This is a genomic window from Ekhidna sp. ABH4_415 (assembly GCF_056161305.1).
The window spans coordinates 201922-220773 of sequence record NZ_JBSWYW010000002.1; the positions used below are offsets into that span (position 1 = coordinate 201922).

The window sequence follows — 18852 nt, forward strand, 5'->3', positions numbered from 1 at the left end:
TATTTAAATCCTTTCGTAATGGATATTGGTGACTGGGTAGTTAAATACTTTTCTTAAAGGCAACCAACCTGTTTACTTCCTCAAAGTTCATAGATCGATGAAAGTCAATACTTAATTGGTTCGAAAGCTTAGAATCTGAGGCCATTTCTTTGCATCCCTTTGCTTTACCCCACTTTTCCGCTACTTCAATTAGTTTTTTTGCAATGCCTTCTTTTCTATGACTTGGGTCAACATAAATACCTTCCATATACAGTACCGTTGATGTTGATGTGCCTTCCACATATTCATTTCGTAGTGATAGCTGAATAAATCCCAGATAAATTCCATGGTTTTTCGCAATAAAAGCAGTCTCTGTTCTAGAGTTGATAAGTTTCAATCCATTTTGAAATTCTTCTTTATAATTACATTCTGGCCACAGGTATAATACCAATTGAGCCAGATCTGAGACGTTCTCTTCGGAAATTTCTTCGATATTCATAGCTTGTGTTTTATGGTGATATGTTAAGCCATTACACATAAAGTTACGACCTAGATTTTATGAATAAAAAAAGCCACCTTTTGAGGTGGCTCCATTGTACCATTAGTTATTAATCCCTATTCCTTTCTACCTGGTCTCTCCCTTGGTTCTTTGATCGTGAGCGGTGTTTCCACGTTAGTATCTCCAACGGTGACACGAACAGTATACTCACCAACCACTAAGTGATAGTCGCCATTTTCAGCGGCTTCATAATTTTCTTTTTGCTCATCGTCTAATAAGTCCTTGAAAGACTCATTAGTTTCAAGCTCCAATTCGACAATGTTAAGTCCTTTATCAGCGGATATTTCCTTAGTTGAAACCACCTGATCTTTAAAGATGACCTCCACTTTTCCGTTTCCATTGGAATTCGAATAGAAAGCCACATCAATGGTCGGCTCGATGACTTCACCCCAAGCCCATGTTTTGCTACCCCATCTAGAGCTGTGCGTTACCTCATCGATTGGGAAAGCATGAAGTGTTTTGGCTAGAATCTCTTGATTCATCTGCTGGACGAGCGAGACGTTACCAATGTAAATACCCCTGCCATGAGTGCCTAGAACCAAATCATTTTCTCGAGGATGAACAATCAAATCATGGACGGGAGTGTTAGGCAGTCCTTTGTCAAATGTCTGGAAGCTTTTACCGCCATCGAGTGAAACGTATACTCCGTGATCTGTTCCAACATATACAATATTCTCATTTACTGGGTCCTCCTTTACCACGTTCACGGGCTCCATCGGCAGGTTGGCTGAAATGTCTTTCCAGCTGTTTCCATAATCTTCACTTACATAGACCATTGGTTTGAAATTATCCCATCGATAGCCATTCAGTGAAGCATACACGCGTCCCTCCTTGTGAGCAGAGGCTACTACAGTACTCACCCAGAAGTCAGATGGAAGTCCATTGGTGATTTTTGTCCAGGTTTCTCCTGCGTTCTCAGAACGGTGAATCAGTCCATCATCACTTCCTGCATAGATCAAACCGAAACGAGTAGGAGATTCGGAAATGGTTGTGAGTGTTCCATAGCTCACGTCACCTTTCTTTCCTCCCTTTGTAAGGTCACCGCTTAGTGTTTCGAAGTTTTCTCCCTTATCCATTGATCGATGGAAGCGATTGCTCCCGAAATAAACAATGTCTTGATTATGACTGGAGAGGGTGATTGGGGCCTCCCAATTCCACCTATATGGCGCATCTCCCAATTTATGGCGCGGGGTGATATAGCTTCTTTCACCTGTCTCTGTATCGATACGGAAGTAATTACCAAACTGATAGCCAGTGTACACGGTCGTATTGTCACGGGTGTCCACCGCTACCTGCATGCCGTCACCACCCATTAAACGTTCGTATGGATACCTTCCTTCCTGATACCACCTTCTGGAGTACTCGTACGTGCTTGGACCTTTCCAAACGCCATTATCCTGCAGGCCTCCATATACATTATAGGGTTCAGCCATATCTACAGCAATGGAGTAGAATTGACCTACCGAAGGTGAGTTGCAATTGATCCAGGTTTCACCGGTATCATAACTCACATACACTCCTCCGTCGTTACCAAGGATGAGGTGTCTCGGGTCTGCAGGATTAATCCATAAGGCATGATGGTCTACATGCACGTTATCTTCATTTATGCTTTTAAATGTTTTACCACCATCATCAGAACGCACAATAGGTACTCCCATCGTATATACCACATCCGGATTTTTGGCATCCACGCGTACCTGGCCAAAGTAGTAGCCGTATGAGAAGATCATACTTTCAATGTAACCTTCGTGTGTTTTTGCCCAGGTCATACCTGCATCGTTAGATCGGTACATTTCTCCACCTTTTACCGGCGTATCAAAAAGGAGTGAGTTTGCATCTTCTGTGTAAATAACAAGATCTTCGGGCTTTACCTTTCCTGCTTCCACATCCTTTTTGATATCTACAGCATTGTATTCTCTGGGAAATCCATTGTCATCCAAAAACTGGTTGATGTCTTTGTTTTCCAGCGCAAGAAACTGCTGGGTAGTCATATTTCTCAGTTCGTCTTTTGATAGTCCGTCATCTTCGTCATCCTCTTTGGGTCTTCGATCCTGATTGTCAAGGATGGCGTACACGATATTCTGATCAGAGGGAGCAAAAGCGAGACCTACCCGACCGGTTCCATCTGTGTCAGGAAAGCCGGAATCATCTGATATTTCATTCCAGGTATTTCCACCGTCTTCTGAACGGTAGATGGCTGTGCCAGGTCCTGCTTCAGTAAAGTTCCATGCCTTGCGATCCTTTTCCCAAGCTCCTGCGATTAGGAGATCGGGATTATCGGGATGCATGATCAGTTCCACGATTCCTGTCCTGTTGTTAACAAACAAGGTTTTGTTCCAGGTATTTCCGCCATCAGTTGATTTATAAATGCCTCGTTCAGGATTTTCAGAGTAGAGGTGACCCAATGCAGCCACCCAAATGATATTTGGATTTTCGGGGTGAATGAGGATTCTTCCGATGTGGTGAGTTTCGGTAAGACCAATGTTTTCCCAGCTTTCACCATTGTCGGTTGATTTAAAGATTCCATAGCCTGAGTAGGAGGATCTGCTGGAGTTATTTTCTCCCGATCCAACATAGATGACATCATTCTCCCAGTCGACAGCAATATCTCCAATGGTCATTACGATCTGATTGTCGAAGATTGGTTCGAATGAGGTGCCATTGTTTTTTGTTTCCCAAAGTGAACCAGAAGCGTAGGCCACATAAAAATGCGAGGGATCTGAAGGATCAACAGCAAGGTCAACCACTCTTCCGCTCATCACTGTGGGTCCTACATTTCGAAAAGGCACATTTTTAACTAAAGAGTTTTCCTCCAGTTTTAGCCTTTTCTGATATCCTTCCCATCGTTCTTTGGCCTGTGTTGCTGGAGGCACATCATTGGATTTTTTCTTTCGCTGAGCAGGTAGCATCATTGACATGCTCAAGAATAGAAGTAGGTAAATGGTTTTCATGTGGATGTGTTTTGCTTTTTATAGGTCACATGGAATTCGCATGATTAATATTCATTCTTTGAGGTGTTTATTAATCATGCTCATTTCATGAGGTTAGATTTTTTAATAAGTTAGTAAGTATAAATCAGAACCTTTGTGAAATCAACCTTTACCTACATGAAGAAGCATATATGGATTTTAGTGGTCGCTATAGTTGGATGTACCACAGTCGAAGAGAACTCGGAGAAATTAGCCGATGCAGTTGTTCCGATAGCTGATCACACACTTACCTCGGAGCAAACTCACAATAAATGGAGTCGAACCATTGAGCCAGTGCTGACCATCAATTCAGGAGAGGTAGTTGAGATAAGCACCGAAGAAGCAACGGATGGGCAGTTGACTATTGATTCTGATACATCAGATTTAATGAATCTCAGCTTTGATCCCATTCATCCGCTAACAGGGCCAATCTACATCAATGAGGCTCAGCCTGGCGATGTGATTGCGGTGACCCTTCATAAGATTGAAATAGGTGAATGGGGTTGGACGGCCATCTTGCCCGGTTTTGGATTTTTGGCTGATAAGTTTACCGAACCGCATTTAAAGACATTTGAACTAGCCGGTAAAAACAACGTGCGTTTTACTGATGGGATTAACATTCCGTTGAAGCCCTTTCCAGGGGTGCTAGGGGTTGCTCCGAACACGGATAGTTTACTTTCTACCATACCTCCCAGGGCTAATGGGGGTAATATGGATGATCCGAATATAGTGGAGGGAACGACTGTCTATCTTCCTGTATTTGTGGAAGGAGCTTTGTTTTCAATTGGTGACGCACATGCTGCCCAGGGGTTGGGCGAAGTTTGCGGTACAGCTATTGAGGCCCCTATGAAGTTTTTGGTCGAAATAGAGCTACTGAAAGGATCTTCCATTGAGGAGCCGCAATATGAGAATGACGATGTTTATGCGGTAACAGCATATGCTACCACCATCGATGAGGCGGCAAAGAAAGCAACACGATACATGATTGATTACTTGGTGAGTAATCATGGATTGAGTCGAAATGATGCGTATATGTTGTGTTCATTGGCTGGCGATCTTAAAATTGCCGAAGTGGTGGATGTACCCCATATGCTAGTTACCATGTCAATAAATAAAGAAGTATTATCCAAATGATGACAATCTATCATAATCCCAGATGCACCAAGAGCAGGCAAACGCTTGCGTTGATTGAAGAGAAAGGAGCAAACTTCATTGTAAAAGAATACCTGAAAAATCCACCAACAAAAGATGAGTTGAAACAGGTCGTGGAACTGCTGGCAATAAAGCCTTTTGATTTGATCAGAAAGGGGGAGGCTGAGTATAAGGAAAATTATAAGGGAAAAGACTTGTCTGATGATGAGTGGTTAGATGCGATGATCACTTCTCCAAAATTGATTGAGCGACCAATTGTTATTCATGAAAACAAGGCGGTTATTGGCCGTCCACCTGAAAATGTATTGGATATCCTATGAAAGCAATACTTGTAAAAGAACTTGGAGGTCCTGAGAAACTTGTTTTTGGTGATCATGAAGTTGGCCCTCCGGGCCCGGGTAGGGTTATCATAGAGGTGAAATATGCTGGTGTTAATTTTCCTGATACCCTCATAATAAGAGGAAAGTACCAGTTTCAGCCCGATCTTCCATTTGCTCCCGGAGGAGAGGTAGCTGGAGTGATAAAGGAAGTGGGTCCGGATGTAACCGAATTCAAACCTGGAGATCGGGTGGTTTCAGGTACAACCTGGGGTGCCTTTGCCGAGGAGGTGCAGGGATTTGCTTTCAATACGCATCATTTACCTGAAGATGTAAGCTTTCAGGATGGAGCCACTGTTTTGATGACCCACGGCACGGTCATTCATGCGCTCAAGGATCGGGCAAATCTCAAAGAAGGAGAAACCCTTGCCGTACTAGGAGCATCAGGAGGGGTAGGGACTGCAGCAATCCAATTGGGAAAGGTGATGGGTGCCAAAGTGATCGCCTGTGCATCTACTGATGCGAAGCTGGAATTTTGTAAAAAGCTGGGAGCGGATGTGCTACACAAGTACACACCGGACAACATTAAAGCAGCACTCAAAGATCTTACCGGAGGAAAGGGAGCGGATGTAATATTCGATGCTGTGGGGGGAGACTATTCTGAACAAGCATTTCGGGCCATTGCTCCGATGGGTCGATTTTTAGTTGTTGGCTTTGCGTCTGGGTATGTTCCGAAAATTCCGCTCAACCTTCCATTACTGAAGAGCGCATCGCTAACCGGAGTGTTTTGGGGTAATTTCTTTCGACATTACCCTGAAGAGAATAAAAGCAATATTCAGGAGCTTCTTAAGCTGGTTGCAACAGGCAAAATAAAACCCGTGGTTGATGAAATATTCCCTCTGTCAGATACAAGACAAGCCTTAGAAAAGATAGAGAAACGAGATGTGCGAGGAAAGATTATTCTGCGAGTAAATCAGTAGTAAATTTATTCGGAATAATCTTCTGTTTATATGATTTTTTTCAAGCGGAAGTTGTTTTTACAACTATATTAATCGAAGAATTTTTGGTATTCATCCTATATTTCGTGATTTTAGACAGAATGTTAAATCAATTTTTAAGTTAAAAACTCTACTATGATGAAAAACTACTTAAAAAGAAAACTGATGGTTTTGGCCTTAATGGTACCCATTAGTTTTTTGATGGCTCAGGATGTAAGGGTCAGCGGAACGGTCACGGATGCTTCAAATGGAGAACCATTACCGGGGGTAACTGTATTAGTGAAAGGAACTACAAATGGAACTATTACTGGTATAAATGGGGAATATGAACTAGCGGTTCCATCGGGATCGACCTTAGTATTCTCTTCCATAGGATATTCCAGTCAAGAGATAGCTGCATCAGACGCTGGAGATGTTGCCATGCGAACAGATGTGACGAATCTGGATGAAGTGGTGGTGACTGGTTTGGCAACATCTGTAAAACGGTCAAATTTGGCAAATTCAGTTGCATCAATTGATTCGAAAACGCTAACAGGAATCACCAATCAGTCAACGCTTGATGGTGGACTTTCTGGTAAATTTCTTGGAGCGGATATTCGAGCTAACTCAGGAGCTCCAGGAGGAGGTGTATCTATGAGGCTAAGAGGTGTGACATCCATTTTTGGTGATCAACAACCTCTCTTTATTATCGATGGTGTATACGTGGATAACTCCACAACCTCTATGGGTAACAACATTGTATCTGAAGCTGCCGGTGGAGGTAACCCATCAACCAATCAAGATGATGCAACTAACAGGATCGCTGACATTGACCCTGAGGATATTGAAACAATTGAAATTTTGAAAGGAGCATCTGCTGCTGCAATTTATGGTTCGCGTGCGGCAGGTGGAGTAGTGATTATCACTACCAAACGAGGTAAAAGCGGTAAAGCTCAGACCTCATTTTCACAAACCATTGGATTGCGTTCTCCAACGCAATTACTTGGCTTAAGGGATTGGGATCCTGCAGAAGCTCAAGCGATTGGTGGAGCAGATGCAGCAGCCGCAGTGTCAAGTGGAAATCTAAATGATTACGAAGCTGAATTGTTCGATCATGTCAGAGTTTCACGTACTTCAAGACTGTCAGTTTCAGGGGGTGATCAAAAAACAGATTTTTTCTTCGGCCTTACAGTGAAGGATGAGCCTGGGTTGGTAGAAAATACCGGATATTCCAAAGAGTCAGTTAGGTTAAATGTTGGGCATAAGTTTAATGACTGGATTGATATTTATGTAACTAACAATTATATAAACTCCCAAACAGATAAGGGGTTCTTCAACAATGGAAACCAAAATAGAACAGTCGGTTATGCATTGGCCTTTACGTATCCATGGCAGGACTTATATCCTGTAGATGGTGTTTACCCAGCAGCACCTGCAGGATCCAATGTGCTTGAAACAGTTGCTGTTACTACAAACAGGGAAGAAGTAAACAGATATATTGGAGGATTAACTACTAATGTGAAAATTCTCACGAAAGATGATAATCAATTAAAATTGGTATTGCAGGGGGGATTAGATCAGTACACATTGAGGACCACAAGTATCTTTCCTGGTACTATTTCGTATTTCAGACCAACCTCATCACTAGGTGGAGCCTCGATATCAGGAAGCACAATTAATACTAATTATAATATTACAGCATCCTTAGTTCACTCCTATTTTCTAGATAATGGATTAAGCCTGACCACACAAGCGGGTTATTTCTTACAGAGTTTTGACAAAAACACCGTGATTACCACAGCTACAGGGCTTAATGGTTCTCAAACAAATTTGGGTCAATCTGCAAATGTTGGTGTTCAGCAAATAATAACACCACAGGAAGATCAAGGTTTCTTTGTGCAAGAGGAAGCCAATTATCAGGATAAAATTATTGCCACAGTAGGCTTAAGAGGAGATAAGTCTACCAATAATGGGGATGCTGATAAGCTATATTTTTATCCAAAAGCGAGTTTAGCTGTCAATCTACATGAGTTTGATTTTTGGAATGTAGATGTGATCAACAATCTTAAGCCACGAATTGCTTATGGAGAGGCTGGCAGATTCTCTCAATTTAATCAACGATTTATTTTGACTAACCCTCAGTTCATTGGAGGTAATTCAGGGGTTTCTCCTGGCAACCTGCTTGGTGATGTAAATGTTGAGCCAGAGAGACAAACGGAGTTGGAGATCGGAGCAGATATTGGACTACTTGATAATAGAATAGGTATTACAGCCAACTATTATATTAAAACCATTAAGGACGTGTTGTTGCAAGCACAAAATGAGCCTTCTTCAGGATTTACAAGTCGTGTCGTTAATGGGGCTGAGTTAGAAAATAAGGGAATTGAGATTGGATTGAATGCGACTGTTGTTCAAAACGACGACATTACCTGGAATTCAACATTGAGGTGGTGGAAAAATAAGTCTACAGTAACTAGACTAGATGTTCCTGCTTTCACCACTGGTGGTTTTGCAGCGTCTCTTGGAACCTACCTGATTAAGGAAGGCGAAAGTGCAACGCAGATTGTTGGTACTTATATTGCATCTGATTGCAATAATTGTGATCCTGATGGTGATGGTTTTGCCGTTTATGGTAATGCTGAACCTGATTTCCAGATGTCATGGTTTAATTCAATTAGTTATAAGAATTTCGATTTGACTTTCTTATGGCACTGGAAGAAAGGTGGTGATGCCATCAACTTAACAACGCTGCTTTATGATTTAGCAGGCACCACATGGGATTATGATGATACAGGGCTGGATCCTTCCGGAACATTAAGTAATGGAGATTACAGAGCTAGCCAGGCATTCGCTAATCCTGATCCCGTTATTGAAGATGCAGGGTATATTCGATTAAGAGAAATAGGTCTCTTTTATACTCTTCCAAAAGATTTAGTTCCTCAGCTATCTCAAATAAAAGTGGGTATGTCAGGGAGAAATTTGGTTAACATTTTTGACTATAATAGTTATGATCCGGAAGTATCAAACTTCGGTAATAATGTATTAGCCAACACGGTTGAGGTTACTCCTTACCCTGCTAGTAAGTTTATCAACTTCCATTTGGATATTAAATTTTAAAGGAAAGGACATATCATTATGAAAACGATATATAAAAACATATTGACTTTATCTGTTCTGATGGCGCTATCAGCGTGTACATTAGACGAGATAGAAAACCCTAATGCTCCGACAGTTTCAAGTTTTGAGCAAGGTGCAACCCAGCAAGATTTAAGGTTGTTGACTACAGGTCTTGAAGCAGTTATAAGAAATGATTTGGGATTTCATTATGAAACAGTAGCCATTTTAGGGCGGGAATATAATGACCTGACACAGGTTGATCCACGATACACTGGTGAGATACTCATTGGGCCATTAGACAATAATGGATTTCTAACTACCAGAGCTTATGCAGCTTGGTATAAAGTTGTACAAACTGCAAACTTGCTATTAACTGCGGTAGATAATTCAGCTACGTCATTAAGTAATGAAACACTTGATGGTTATCGTGGCTATGCACGAACCTTCAAAGCTTATGCTTTGATGATGGTTGCAAATAGGCAGTATACGAACGGGATTAGAATAGATGTGGATGATCCTGATGATTTAGGTGATTTCGTTTCCTACAGCAATGCTTTGGCAGCTATTAGAACCATGCTTAATGACGCTAATACAGAGTTATTAAATGCTGCAAGCGAGTACGATGCAGGAGAGGATGTTTTCGATTTTCCTTTAAGCAGTGGATTCTCTGGATTTGACACACCATCTACTTTTGCAGAGTTTAACAGGGCAATTGCTGCAAGGGTGGCAATCTATCAAGATGATAAGACTGCTGCGTTAGGGTTTTTGGCAGATTCATTTATGGATGAAACAGCAAGTTTAGACTTAGGGCCCGCTCATGTATTCGGTTTGACGGGGAATGATATTGCAAACCCACTATTTTACATTCCAAATCAGGATCGATACATGGCTCATCCATCTTTCGAGGCTGACGCTGAGGCAGGAGATAATAGAGTGGCAGAAAAAACCAGCTTGTTTGATCCGGAAGATGATCCAGATTTAGGCCCTATAACTGTTACTTTTGATGGATTGTCTGGTGATAGACAGGTTACAATTTATTCTAGTAATACGGATCCAATACCGATCATTCGAAATGAGGAATTGCTTTTAATTTACGCTGAAGCAAACATAGGTACAGATAATGCGGAGGCCCTCAGAGTTCTCGATATTATAAGGGCAGCTGCCGGATTAGGTGGTTCAACAGCAAATCCAGCAGTTGATGCTGAAGTTGAAGACGAAATGCTTACTCAAAGGCGATATTCGTTATTTGGTGAGGGTCACAGATGGATTGATTTAAGGAGATATAATAGATTAAGTGATCTTCCTCTTGATAGAGCTGGAGATACAAGGATTAGTGAATTTCCTACACCTTTTGCGGAGAATGAGTAACATCTAATTAAGATTATGTGTAAAAACCCGCTCTTTTGAGCGGGTTTTTTTATGCCTTAGAGATTAGGTCACTCACATTCAGTGGCCGTGTATACATGTCCAGGGATCCATCTTCTTTCATAGGCCACTCTTCTTTTGGTTTATCCCAATAAAGCTCTACTCCATTTTGGTCCGGGTCATTCAGGTAAATAGCTTCAGAAACACCATGGTCAGATGCTCCGGTAATTGGATATTTTGCTTCTCTCAACCTTTTCAGTAGTACAGCCAAATCTTTTCTGCTTGGAAGCAGGATGGCAATATGGAAAAGGCCAGTTGTATTCTGAGGTGGAGGATCTCCATCCTTACTCATCCATGTATTCAAGCCAATGTGATGATGATAACCTCCGGCTGAAATAAACACGGCATCATCGCCATATGTAGTCATTAACTCAAATCCTAGCAAGCCACAGTAAAAATCCAGTGATCGCTGGATGTTGGCTACTTTTAGATGCACATGTCCAATGCGTGCTTGTTCTGGGATTTTATAAGTTTCCATTTCAGTTCATTGGTACTTCGATGAGTAATAGTTCCGACTCTTTCAATGCGTCTATTTGAATATCTTCAACATCAGATATTCCAATCGCATCTCGTTTGTTCAGATCTTCCCCTTCAACGCTGATTTTACCTTCAATAAGAAATATATAGACTCCATTTAAACGCTTATTGAGTTTATAATTCACCACATTCCCATTAGATATATTCGCTAACGAAAAGTACGCGTCTTGATTAATCCAAAGGGCATCTTCATGATCTGGTGATACCACAACTTGAATTTTGTTACGTCTTTCCGTGACGTCAAACACCCGCTGATCATACTTAGGTGCAATATCTTTTTCTTTTGGGTAAACCCAGATCTGCAAAAAGTTGACTGCTTCTGTTTTGCTGGCATTGTATTCTGAATGGGTTAATCCACTGCCAGCACTCATGATCTGCACCTCTCCGGTGTGAATCACTTTTTCATTCCCAGTACTGTCTTTGTGGGCCAATGCTCCCTTCAGAGGAATGGATACAATCTCCATATTGTTGTGCGGATGCGTTGGGAAACCAGCACCTCCTTTCACCACATCATCGTTTAGTACTCTTAGCATTCCAAAATGAACCCGATCTTGATTATAGTACTGCCCGAAACTAAATGTATGTCGGCTTGTTAACCATCCGAAATCTGCAGTGCCGCGGCTATCTGCCCTGTGAATTGTTTTTTTCATAATTCTCCCATTTCAAATCAATCAAATAAACGTAAATACATTTAATGTAGTTACATTTAAATATATCAATTCATTAAGGCTATAGATTTTTTGTACCTTTGTGGGATTATTTCACAAGAAAAGTATTTATGAAAGCTAAAGCTAACGACAAAGTAAAAGTACATTACACAGGAAAACTCACTTCTGGAGAAGTATTTGACTCTTCTGAAGGACGCGATCCACTGGAGTTCACTGTGGGTGGCGGACAAATGATAAAAGGCTTTGATGAGGCGGTAAATGGGATGGAGATCAATGAAAAGAAGACGGTTACCATACCATCTGCAGAGGCATATGGAGACAGAAGAGATGAGTTGATACAGGATGTTCCCAAGAATCAACTACCTGAAGACATGAAGCCTGAGGTAGGTCAGAAGCTAGTGGCAACAAATGATTTGGGGCATCAAACATACGTTTCGGTAACGGCAGTTTCTGATGAGGCCATCACTGTAGATGCCAATCATGAACTGGCCGGAAAAGACTTGGTTTTCGATATTCAACTTGTTGAGATCGGATAGTTTTTTTGAAAATATAAAATGGAAGAGGCCTTGATTCAAGGCCTCTTTTTTTATGCCATTTTTGTCGTATCTTAATCGCAAATCAGGGTAGTAGCCTTCATGAAAAATCTTTTTCTTTTTTATACTATTGTTATCACATCAGGTGCTTTTGCACAGGATAGCCTCCGATCAGACAGTATAGAGCGGCGTGTAAATAGTCTGACCCAACAACTAAAAACCTATGAACGGCTACTTGAGCAAAATAGTGAAAAAAGAATGCAGGACTCGCTTGCACGTGCTGATCTTATAAGGAAAATCCAGATCCTTCAGGAAAGTGATAGATTAAATAAAGCATCTCTTCATGAACAGGTGAGAGAAATTGAGCAGCGGGACTCTATACATAATGCAATGCAGCGAGAACGAATCCTTCACCTTAGAAAAAGCACCAAAGGATTTATAGTAGCTCCATTCGGAGATTCACTCTTTACAGTTTATACCAAACTAGGTCCGGTTATGGCTGAGGAGCGTGCCAAAAGTGTTACAGAGAAAATCGAATTACTGGTAAGGGATGATTATTTCTACAGGGATTCGTTACAAATAATATCACATGATGGAACTATAGATGTGATGTATAATGATTTGATTGTAATAAGTGTCTCCGACTGGGACGCACTTTGGGTGGAGGGAATAACAAAAGATTCATTGGCTAATAACTATAAAACAACCGTTGCAGAGTTTATTGTGCAAACACGTAATAGGAGCACTGTTCAGAATATTGCAGCTCGCATTGGATTGGTTTTTCTAATTATTGGAGGTGTCATTCTGGTGCTGTATTTCATTAGAAGGCTGTCTAACGGACTTCATGGCTGGATGACTGTCAACAAGAAAAAGTACCTTACTGGTATACGTATTAAGAGTTACGAACTTTTACCTCCGGAACTTCACCTGGAAGCTGGTTTAAAAAGTGTTTCAATTTTAAAGTGGAGTCTTTATGTACTCACTTTCTATTTATCTCTGCCACTGGTCTTCGGTCTTTTTCCTTTTACCCGAGGGTGGACTCAAACGTTGCTGAATTGGATATTAGCACCAGCTGAAAACATCTGGTACAGCTTCTGGAACTACCTGCCCAATGTTTTCACCATTGCGGTAATCTATTTCATTACCAGGTACTTAGTTAAGTTTTTAAAGTTTATAGCCAGTGAAATAGAAAATAGTCACCTTAGTTTTCCTGGCTTTTATTCTGACTGGGCCATGCCCACTTACCGGTTAGTCAAATTGTTGGTCTATGCATTTATGCTGGTGATGATATGGCCCTATTTGCCAGGTTCTGATTCTGAAATCTTCATAGGAGTAGCTGTTTTTATCGGGCTGTTGATTGCCTTTGGTTCTACCTCAGCGATCTCCAATGCAGTAGCAGGCTTGGTTATTACCTATATGCGTCCTTTCAAGCTTGGTGATCGGGTAAAAATCGGAGAAGTGACTGGAGAGATTGTAGAAAAGACTTTACTTGTAACCCGTGTGCGCACAAGTAAAAATGAAGACATCACTGTGCCAAACTCATCTATTCTAACCGGTCACACCATCAACTATTCAAGTAGTAGTAAAGAACTGGGACTGATTTTAAACACTTCTGTGACTATTGGGTACGATGTGCCTTGGCGGAAGGTACATGAACTCCTGGTCGAAGCGGCTGTAGCTACCGATGGTATAAACATCAGTCGAGAGCCTTTCGTATTGCAAACCAGTTTGGATGATTGGTACGTCTCTTACCAATTAAACGCTTATACTGATGTACCGGAGCGAATGCCACGGATATATTCAGAACTCCATGCAAACATTCAGGACAAGTTTAACGAAGCAGATATTGAAATTATGTCTCCACACTACAGTGCTGTCAGAGACGGAAATACATCCACTATACCCAAACTTTAATGGAGAAAATTGAAGAAATATTGTTTAATGATACCGTTGGTAAGGTTGTTACTTTTCTCATTGGTGCAATTCTTATATGGTCCATAGGAAAGATTATTCAAAGCAAACTTTTCTCAAAAATCAAAGACACTGACAATCGGTATCGGGCTAAAAAATTTGCTTCATTCATTGCTTGGGTAGCCATCATTGTTTTTTTCAGCATTGTGTACAGTAATAAACTTGGAGGATTAACTGTAGCTCTTGGCGTGGCTGGAGCAGGTATTGCTTTTGCTTTGCAGGAAGTAATAGCTTCCGTGGCAGGATGGTTAGCAATTTTATTCGGTGGTTTTTATAAAACCGGTGACAGAGTCCAGTTAGGAGGTATTAAGGGGGACGTTATTGACATAGGCGTTTTACGAACTACGCTCATGGAACTTGGCCAGTGGGTGGATGGCGATTTGTATAATGGTCGTATTGTTAGGATAGCTAATAGCTTTGTTTTTAAAGAACCTGTGTTTAATTACTCAGCGGACTACCCTTTCCTTTGGGATGAGATTAAGGTTCCTGTAAGATTTGGTTCTGATTATGAATTGGCCGCAGACTTGATTCAAGAGGCAGGTGAAAAGGTAACTGGTGATTTTGCAGCTGATGCAATGGGGAAGTGGGTGGAAATGACAAAGAAGTACCTCATCGAGGATGCAATTATTACTCCAATGGTGTCTATGGTTGCAAACGATAATTGGGTAGAATTTACTTTGAGATATGTTGTTAATTTCAAGAAGAGGCGTTTTACTAAAAACGAGTTATTTAAAGAAATACTAAAATCGTTTGAAAAAACTGAAAGTAAGGTTCAACTGGCTTCTGCCACATTTGAGGTGGTTAGCATACCTGAGTTGAAAGTATCTGAAAAGTCTAAAAAGTAACCTCAAGCGCTGAGAAGGTATTAAACCATAATTTATCAACAGGCACTACCGGATCAAAATCGTAAATGGTTTGAAGGTTCACTCCGAAACCAATATGCGTAGTGATTGAATATACAACACTCACTGCACCCGCCCATCTGGGAGCATTGAAAAGGTCATTTAATTCATCCTGAAAATAGATAGCACCCTCGAATCGGACTTTTTTTGAAAGCTCACGCTTAGTGCTGATGTAAAAATTCATTTTCCATTCCTTTGAATCTTCCATTGGGGGATTGTCCGGCACCCGATCCAAAGGAACTCCTCTATGGTCCCACAACTCGTATTCATAAAATGGACCTATCCCCACAAAAGCACCACCTTTCTGGGTTTTAAGAAGTTTATACCGAATATTTGATCCAATGGCCATTTTCTTGACCAGTCCTCGAGCTTCGGCCCATTGGTACTGAGCATAATGTTCTAGGACAAAGGGATTATCATAGAACGTTTTAAACTTACCATAAAGAAAACCTCCGCTTAGAATCGTTTGATCTCCGTCTCTGGTTAATTCAAATTTATTCGCAATGGTAATTCCATGGTTTTTAAACCTAAATGCCATATCTGCGCGATTAGTTATTTCTATATATAACTGCCTTAGTGTTTTAATTTCAACGGATGGAGCTACGGCCCCTTTAAAATGACGTGTGCTGTCAAAAATGATGGCATAACTTTCTGGAAAGAGTAACTGTGATACCACATCCGTGTGGATGAATATCAGAAGGATTACAACATGGGCTCTTTTCATGAGATTTTATAATGTTTTGGAATTATAAGAACTTCATTAAGTAAGTTATATCAGATACTGATTATGTAAATATGAATGCAAAATGATGTTTTAAACTTATCACCTTTCAGGGTTTGGTTGAAGCATATTTATCTAAGTAAATCCCTTAGTACAGCTAAGTGAAGTCCGTTTTTTTTGTTTTCAGTTATCATACTGAGATCAAATTCGAGGATCCTCGACTTTTTTGTAGTGATTAATTAACCACTTCACAAACCATGTCACCTGTAAGAAGATCGATTATCATTATTCTACAGTGATGCGAATTGTGAGCAAAAGAAAAAACGTTATGGACTGTAATAATTTCTATGACTTAATTGAGGAAAGTCCAAATCCTATTTTTAGGGTATCCCTGGATGGAATAATCGAATACGCTAATTCAGCATGCATGCCCCTATTTGAACATTGTGGATGCTCAATTGGAGGTGAGTGTCCTCCATTCTTATTTGAAGACATATCAAAAAGCAGGGTTGAAGAAATTAGCCTGCAGGGAGCCACTTATCTGCTTCAAATAAATCCATTAATTGAAAAAGGTTATATCAGTGTTTTTGCTAATGACATCACAGAGCAAAAGAAAGCCGAAAAGACCTTACACGAAAGTGAGGCAAGGTATAAACTATTGGTGGAGGAAGCCAATGATATTATTTACTGGGCTAATAATATAGGAGAGTTGACTTATTTAAACCCGCTTGCTAAAAAGATTTTGAAGCTGGATGATGCGAATGTCAAGGGGATGCACTTTACTATGCCAGTTCGCACTGACTGGAAAGATCGAGTTGCGAGGTTCTACATGGACCAATTAGCCTCAGGCGAAGCAACCTCTTATTTTGAATTTCCGATTCTTGATTCTGAAGGTAACGAAATCTGGTTGGGACAAAATGTAAAAATCATCGAAATAGGTGGTAGGATTAGAGGGTTCCATGCGGTAGCAAGAGACATTACAGACCGAAAGCGAATGGAAGAAAGCCTCAAGGAGGCGAAGGAAAAAGCGGAAATTTCACTCAAAACACAGGAGATGTTTTTGGCGAATATGAGCCATGAAATACGAACACCACTGAGTGGAATTATTGGTATGAGCAAGCTCATCGCAAACTCCAAACTTTCAAAGAAAAATAAGAGTTATTTGAGTTCCATTCGGAAATCAGCCAAGCACCTCCTGGCCATTATTAATGATCTGCTGGATTTATCAAAAATTGAATCCGGTAAGATGGAATTAGAATCAACAGGATTAAAGGTATCTGAAATACTGAACAATGTAACAATTACGGCTCAGTATAGCACAGCAGAGAAAAATGTGAACGTAATCAGTGAGATTGATGAACAACTCAAAGATAAAATCCTACTAGGCGATCCGGTTAGATTGTCACAGGTATTAACAAATATCGTAGGCAATGCAGTGAAATTTACCGATGAGGGTGAGGTTCGGATTACTTCTAAGCTCGTTTCATGCACGGGTAAAATAAATCGGGTCCGCTTTATCGTAAAAGATACTGGAATTGGTATTCCTGAGGAAAAGCTCCAAAGTGTATTTGAAAGCTTTAAACAGGCAGATGAGAATACCACCAGAAAATATGGGGGAACCGGATTAGGTCTGTCTATCTGTAAACAATTAGTAGCGCTGATGGATGGTGAAATCCAGCTTGAAAGCGAGGTTGGTGTAGGGACTACTTTTAGTATTGAATTGACTTTCGCGGAGGGATGTCTGAAGGACCTACAAGAATTGGAAACATCGAAAGTTCAGTACGCCCTGGATGATGTCAATATCCTACTGGTTGAGGACAATCCAGTCAACCAGGTCTATGCCACCACTATTCTTGAGGGTGAGAAAGCAAACGTAGAGTTAGCTGGAAATGGTAAGATTGCCATTGATAAAATACTCTCAAACGAATATGATGTGGTATTAATGGATGGACAGATGCCTGAGATGGGTGGATTAGAATCAGTGGATATTATTCGGAATAAACTGAAAATGGATATCCCAATCATTGCACTGACTGCCAATGCGCTGAAAGGAGAAAGGGCGAAATACCTTGCTGCAGGAATGGACGAATATGTGGCCAAGCCATTTGAAGATACAGATCTTATCAATGCAATTGGAAAAGTGCTTGAGCTCCCGGAAAAAAAGACAGTTAATGAATATGGGTTGAGGGATGAATTGTATGAGGAATCAAATAGCTCGTATGATTTAACAAAACTTAAAATGTACGCGGGAGACAATGATGAGTTCGTTTCTCAAATGATTAATCTTTTTAAGACAGAAATCCCCAAATCTCTCACATCGCTAGATGAACGCATAGCTGTAAAGGATTTCACCGGAATTAAAATGGTGTCTCATGACATGAAGAGCTCAATTGATCTAATGGGCTTGTCTATTTTGGGCGAGTTACAGGAGATCGAAAGCCTGGCAGATAGCAGAAAGGGATTTAATCGGATTAAGTTTCTTTCCAGCATCGTAATAGACAAGTGCAATGAGGCATTGGATGATCTAAAGAGTGCTGCTTAAACAAGCCAAGTATCACTCAATATTAAAATTCAAGCACTAGATAAAAGCGATTAAAATTCAATAAATGAACCCAATGATTCAGCGATTTCAAAATGTGAATTTGACCAAACTGGTTTCGTTTTCAGGTGATGACGAGCAGTTTATATTCCGAATGATTGACCTGTTTAAGCAGGAGATACCTAAGTCTGTACGTTTGCTGAGGCGCTTCACAAGCGATGGAGACTTTAATGGCATTCAGGCAGTGGCGCATGAATTGAAGAGCTCGGTTGATCTCATGGGAATAGAAATCTATACTGAACTAAATGAAATTGAGTCATTGGCAGGTGACGCTAGGTGCCTGGAAAGAATTTCCCACCTATCTAATATTGTAATAAATAAGTGTGATTATGCCATTGCTGATCTGCACACCATTACTGTCAAAGATTTAAGTAAAACCCTTAGTTAGCTACGGATTTTACGCGTTTTGTAAATCAGGTATTATGC

General features: G+C 40.7%; 15 protein-coding genes. 10 read left to right on the forward strand and 5 right to left on the reverse strand.

Annotated elements, in window-relative coordinates; all coding sequences use genetic code 11:
• Positions 1 to 40 precede the first annotated feature (40 nt).
• Together aac(6') and ACXAH9_RS03965 are read right to left on the reverse strand one after the other, a co-directional pair.
• Complete coding sequence (gene aac(6') / locus ACXAH9_RS03960) at positions 41 to 478, reverse strand: aminoglycoside 6'-N-acetyltransferase (protein ID WP_474893567.1); 438 nt, start codon at positions 476 to 478, stop codon at positions 41 to 43.
• Between the two features lie 116 nt (positions 479 to 594).
• On the reverse strand, positions 595 to 3489 hold the full coding sequence (locus ACXAH9_RS03965; RefSeq protein WP_474893568.1) for a WD40/YVTN/BNR-like repeat-containing protein: 2895 nt from the start codon (positions 3487 to 3489) through the stop codon (positions 595 to 597).
• Positions 3490 to 3645: 156 nt separating this feature from the next.
• Between ACXAH9_RS03965 and ACXAH9_RS03970 the strand changes: the two genes are divergently transcribed.
• The 5 genes from ACXAH9_RS03970 (at position 3646) to ACXAH9_RS03990 (ending at position 10438) form a co-directional block, all read left to right on the forward strand.
• On the forward strand, positions 3646 to 4641 hold the full coding sequence (locus tag ACXAH9_RS03970) for an acetamidase/formamidase family protein (RefSeq protein ID WP_474893569.1): 996 nt from the start codon (positions 3646 to 3648) through the stop codon (positions 4639 to 4641).
• The gene (gene arsC / locus ACXAH9_RS03975) at positions 4638 to 4979 is read left to right on the forward strand and encodes an arsenate reductase (glutaredoxin) (protein WP_474893570.1); all 342 of its coding nucleotides are present in this window, start codon (positions 4638 to 4640) and stop codon (positions 4977 to 4979) included. Before ACXAH9_RS03970 ends, arsC begins: the two co-directional genes overlap by 4 nt.
• Positions 4976 to 5956 carry an NADPH:quinone oxidoreductase family protein gene (locus tag ACXAH9_RS03980; protein WP_474893571.1) on the forward strand — a complete coding sequence of 327 codons (981 nt, stop codon included), beginning with the start codon at positions 4976 to 4978 and terminating at the stop codon, positions 5954 to 5956. The genes arsC and ACXAH9_RS03980 overlap by 4 nt, the downstream gene beginning before the upstream one ends.
• Positions 5957 to 6109: 153 nt before the next feature.
• Positions 6110 to 9070, forward strand: coding sequence for a SusC/RagA family TonB-linked outer membrane protein (locus ACXAH9_RS03985; protein ID WP_474893572.1), 2961 nt, complete (start codon positions 6110 to 6112; stop codon positions 9068 to 9070).
• Between the two features lie 18 nt (positions 9071 to 9088).
• On the forward strand, positions 9089 to 10438 hold the full coding sequence (locus ACXAH9_RS03990; protein ID WP_474893573.1) for a RagB/SusD family nutrient uptake outer membrane protein: 1350 nt from the start codon (positions 9089 to 9091) through the stop codon (positions 10436 to 10438).
• A 49-nt stretch (positions 10439 to 10487) separates the two neighbouring features.
• On the opposite strand, the gene ACXAH9_RS03995 is transcribed toward ACXAH9_RS03990, so the two are convergent.
• Together ACXAH9_RS03995 and ACXAH9_RS04000 are read right to left on the reverse strand one after the other, a co-directional pair.
• Entirely contained in the window at positions 10488 to 10973 is a 486-nt protein-coding gene (locus tag ACXAH9_RS03995) for a VOC family protein (protein WP_474893574.1), read from the reverse strand.
• A gap of 1 nt (position 10974) precedes the next feature.
• On the reverse strand, positions 10975 to 11682 hold the full coding sequence (locus tag ACXAH9_RS04000) for a pirin family protein (RefSeq protein ID WP_474893575.1): 708 nt from the start codon (positions 11680 to 11682) through the stop codon (positions 10975 to 10977).
• A 128-nt stretch (positions 11683 to 11810) separates the two neighbouring features.
• Between ACXAH9_RS04000 and ACXAH9_RS04005 the strand changes: the two genes are divergently transcribed.
• The 3 genes from ACXAH9_RS04005 to ACXAH9_RS04015 all read left to right on the forward strand — a co-directional run bounded on the left by ACXAH9_RS04005 (position 11811) and on the right by ACXAH9_RS04015 (position 15049).
• A complete protein-coding gene (locus tag ACXAH9_RS04005) occupies positions 11811 to 12236 on the forward strand; it encodes an FKBP-type peptidyl-prolyl cis-trans isomerase (protein ID WP_474893576.1) in 426 nt (141 codons plus the stop codon).
• A gap of 99 nt (positions 12237 to 12335) precedes the next feature.
• Entirely contained in the window at positions 12336 to 14147 is a 1812-nt protein-coding gene (locus ACXAH9_RS04010) for a mechanosensitive ion channel family protein (RefSeq protein ID WP_474893577.1), read from the forward strand.
• Positions 14147 to 15049, forward strand: coding sequence for a mechanosensitive ion channel family protein (locus ACXAH9_RS04015; RefSeq protein ID WP_474893578.1), 903 nt, complete (start codon positions 14147 to 14149; stop codon positions 15047 to 15049). Before ACXAH9_RS04010 ends, ACXAH9_RS04015 begins: the two co-directional genes overlap by 1 nt.
• Here ACXAH9_RS04015 and ACXAH9_RS04020 read toward each other — a convergent pair.
• Entirely contained in the window at positions 15039 to 15830 is a 792-nt protein-coding gene (locus ACXAH9_RS04020; protein WP_474893579.1) for a DUF481 domain-containing protein, read from the reverse strand. The genes ACXAH9_RS04015 and ACXAH9_RS04020 overlap by 11 nt on opposite strands.
• A gap of 325 nt (positions 15831 to 16155) precedes the next feature.
• On the opposite strand from ACXAH9_RS04020, the gene ACXAH9_RS04025 reads away from it, so the two are divergent.
• Both ACXAH9_RS04025 and ACXAH9_RS04030 read left to right on the forward strand, forming a co-directional pair.
• Positions 16156 to 18369: a PAS domain-containing hybrid sensor histidine kinase/response regulator gene (locus ACXAH9_RS04025; protein WP_474893580.1), complete on the forward strand. Its 2214-nt coding sequence runs from the start codon at positions 16156 to 16158 to the stop codon at positions 18367 to 18369.
• Between the two features lie 64 nt (positions 18370 to 18433).
• Positions 18434 to 18814 carry an Hpt domain-containing protein gene (locus ACXAH9_RS04030; protein ID WP_474893581.1) on the forward strand — a complete coding sequence of 127 codons (381 nt, stop codon included), beginning with the start codon at positions 18434 to 18436 and terminating at the stop codon, positions 18812 to 18814.
• The last annotated feature ends 38 nt before the right edge of the window (positions 18815 to 18852 follow it).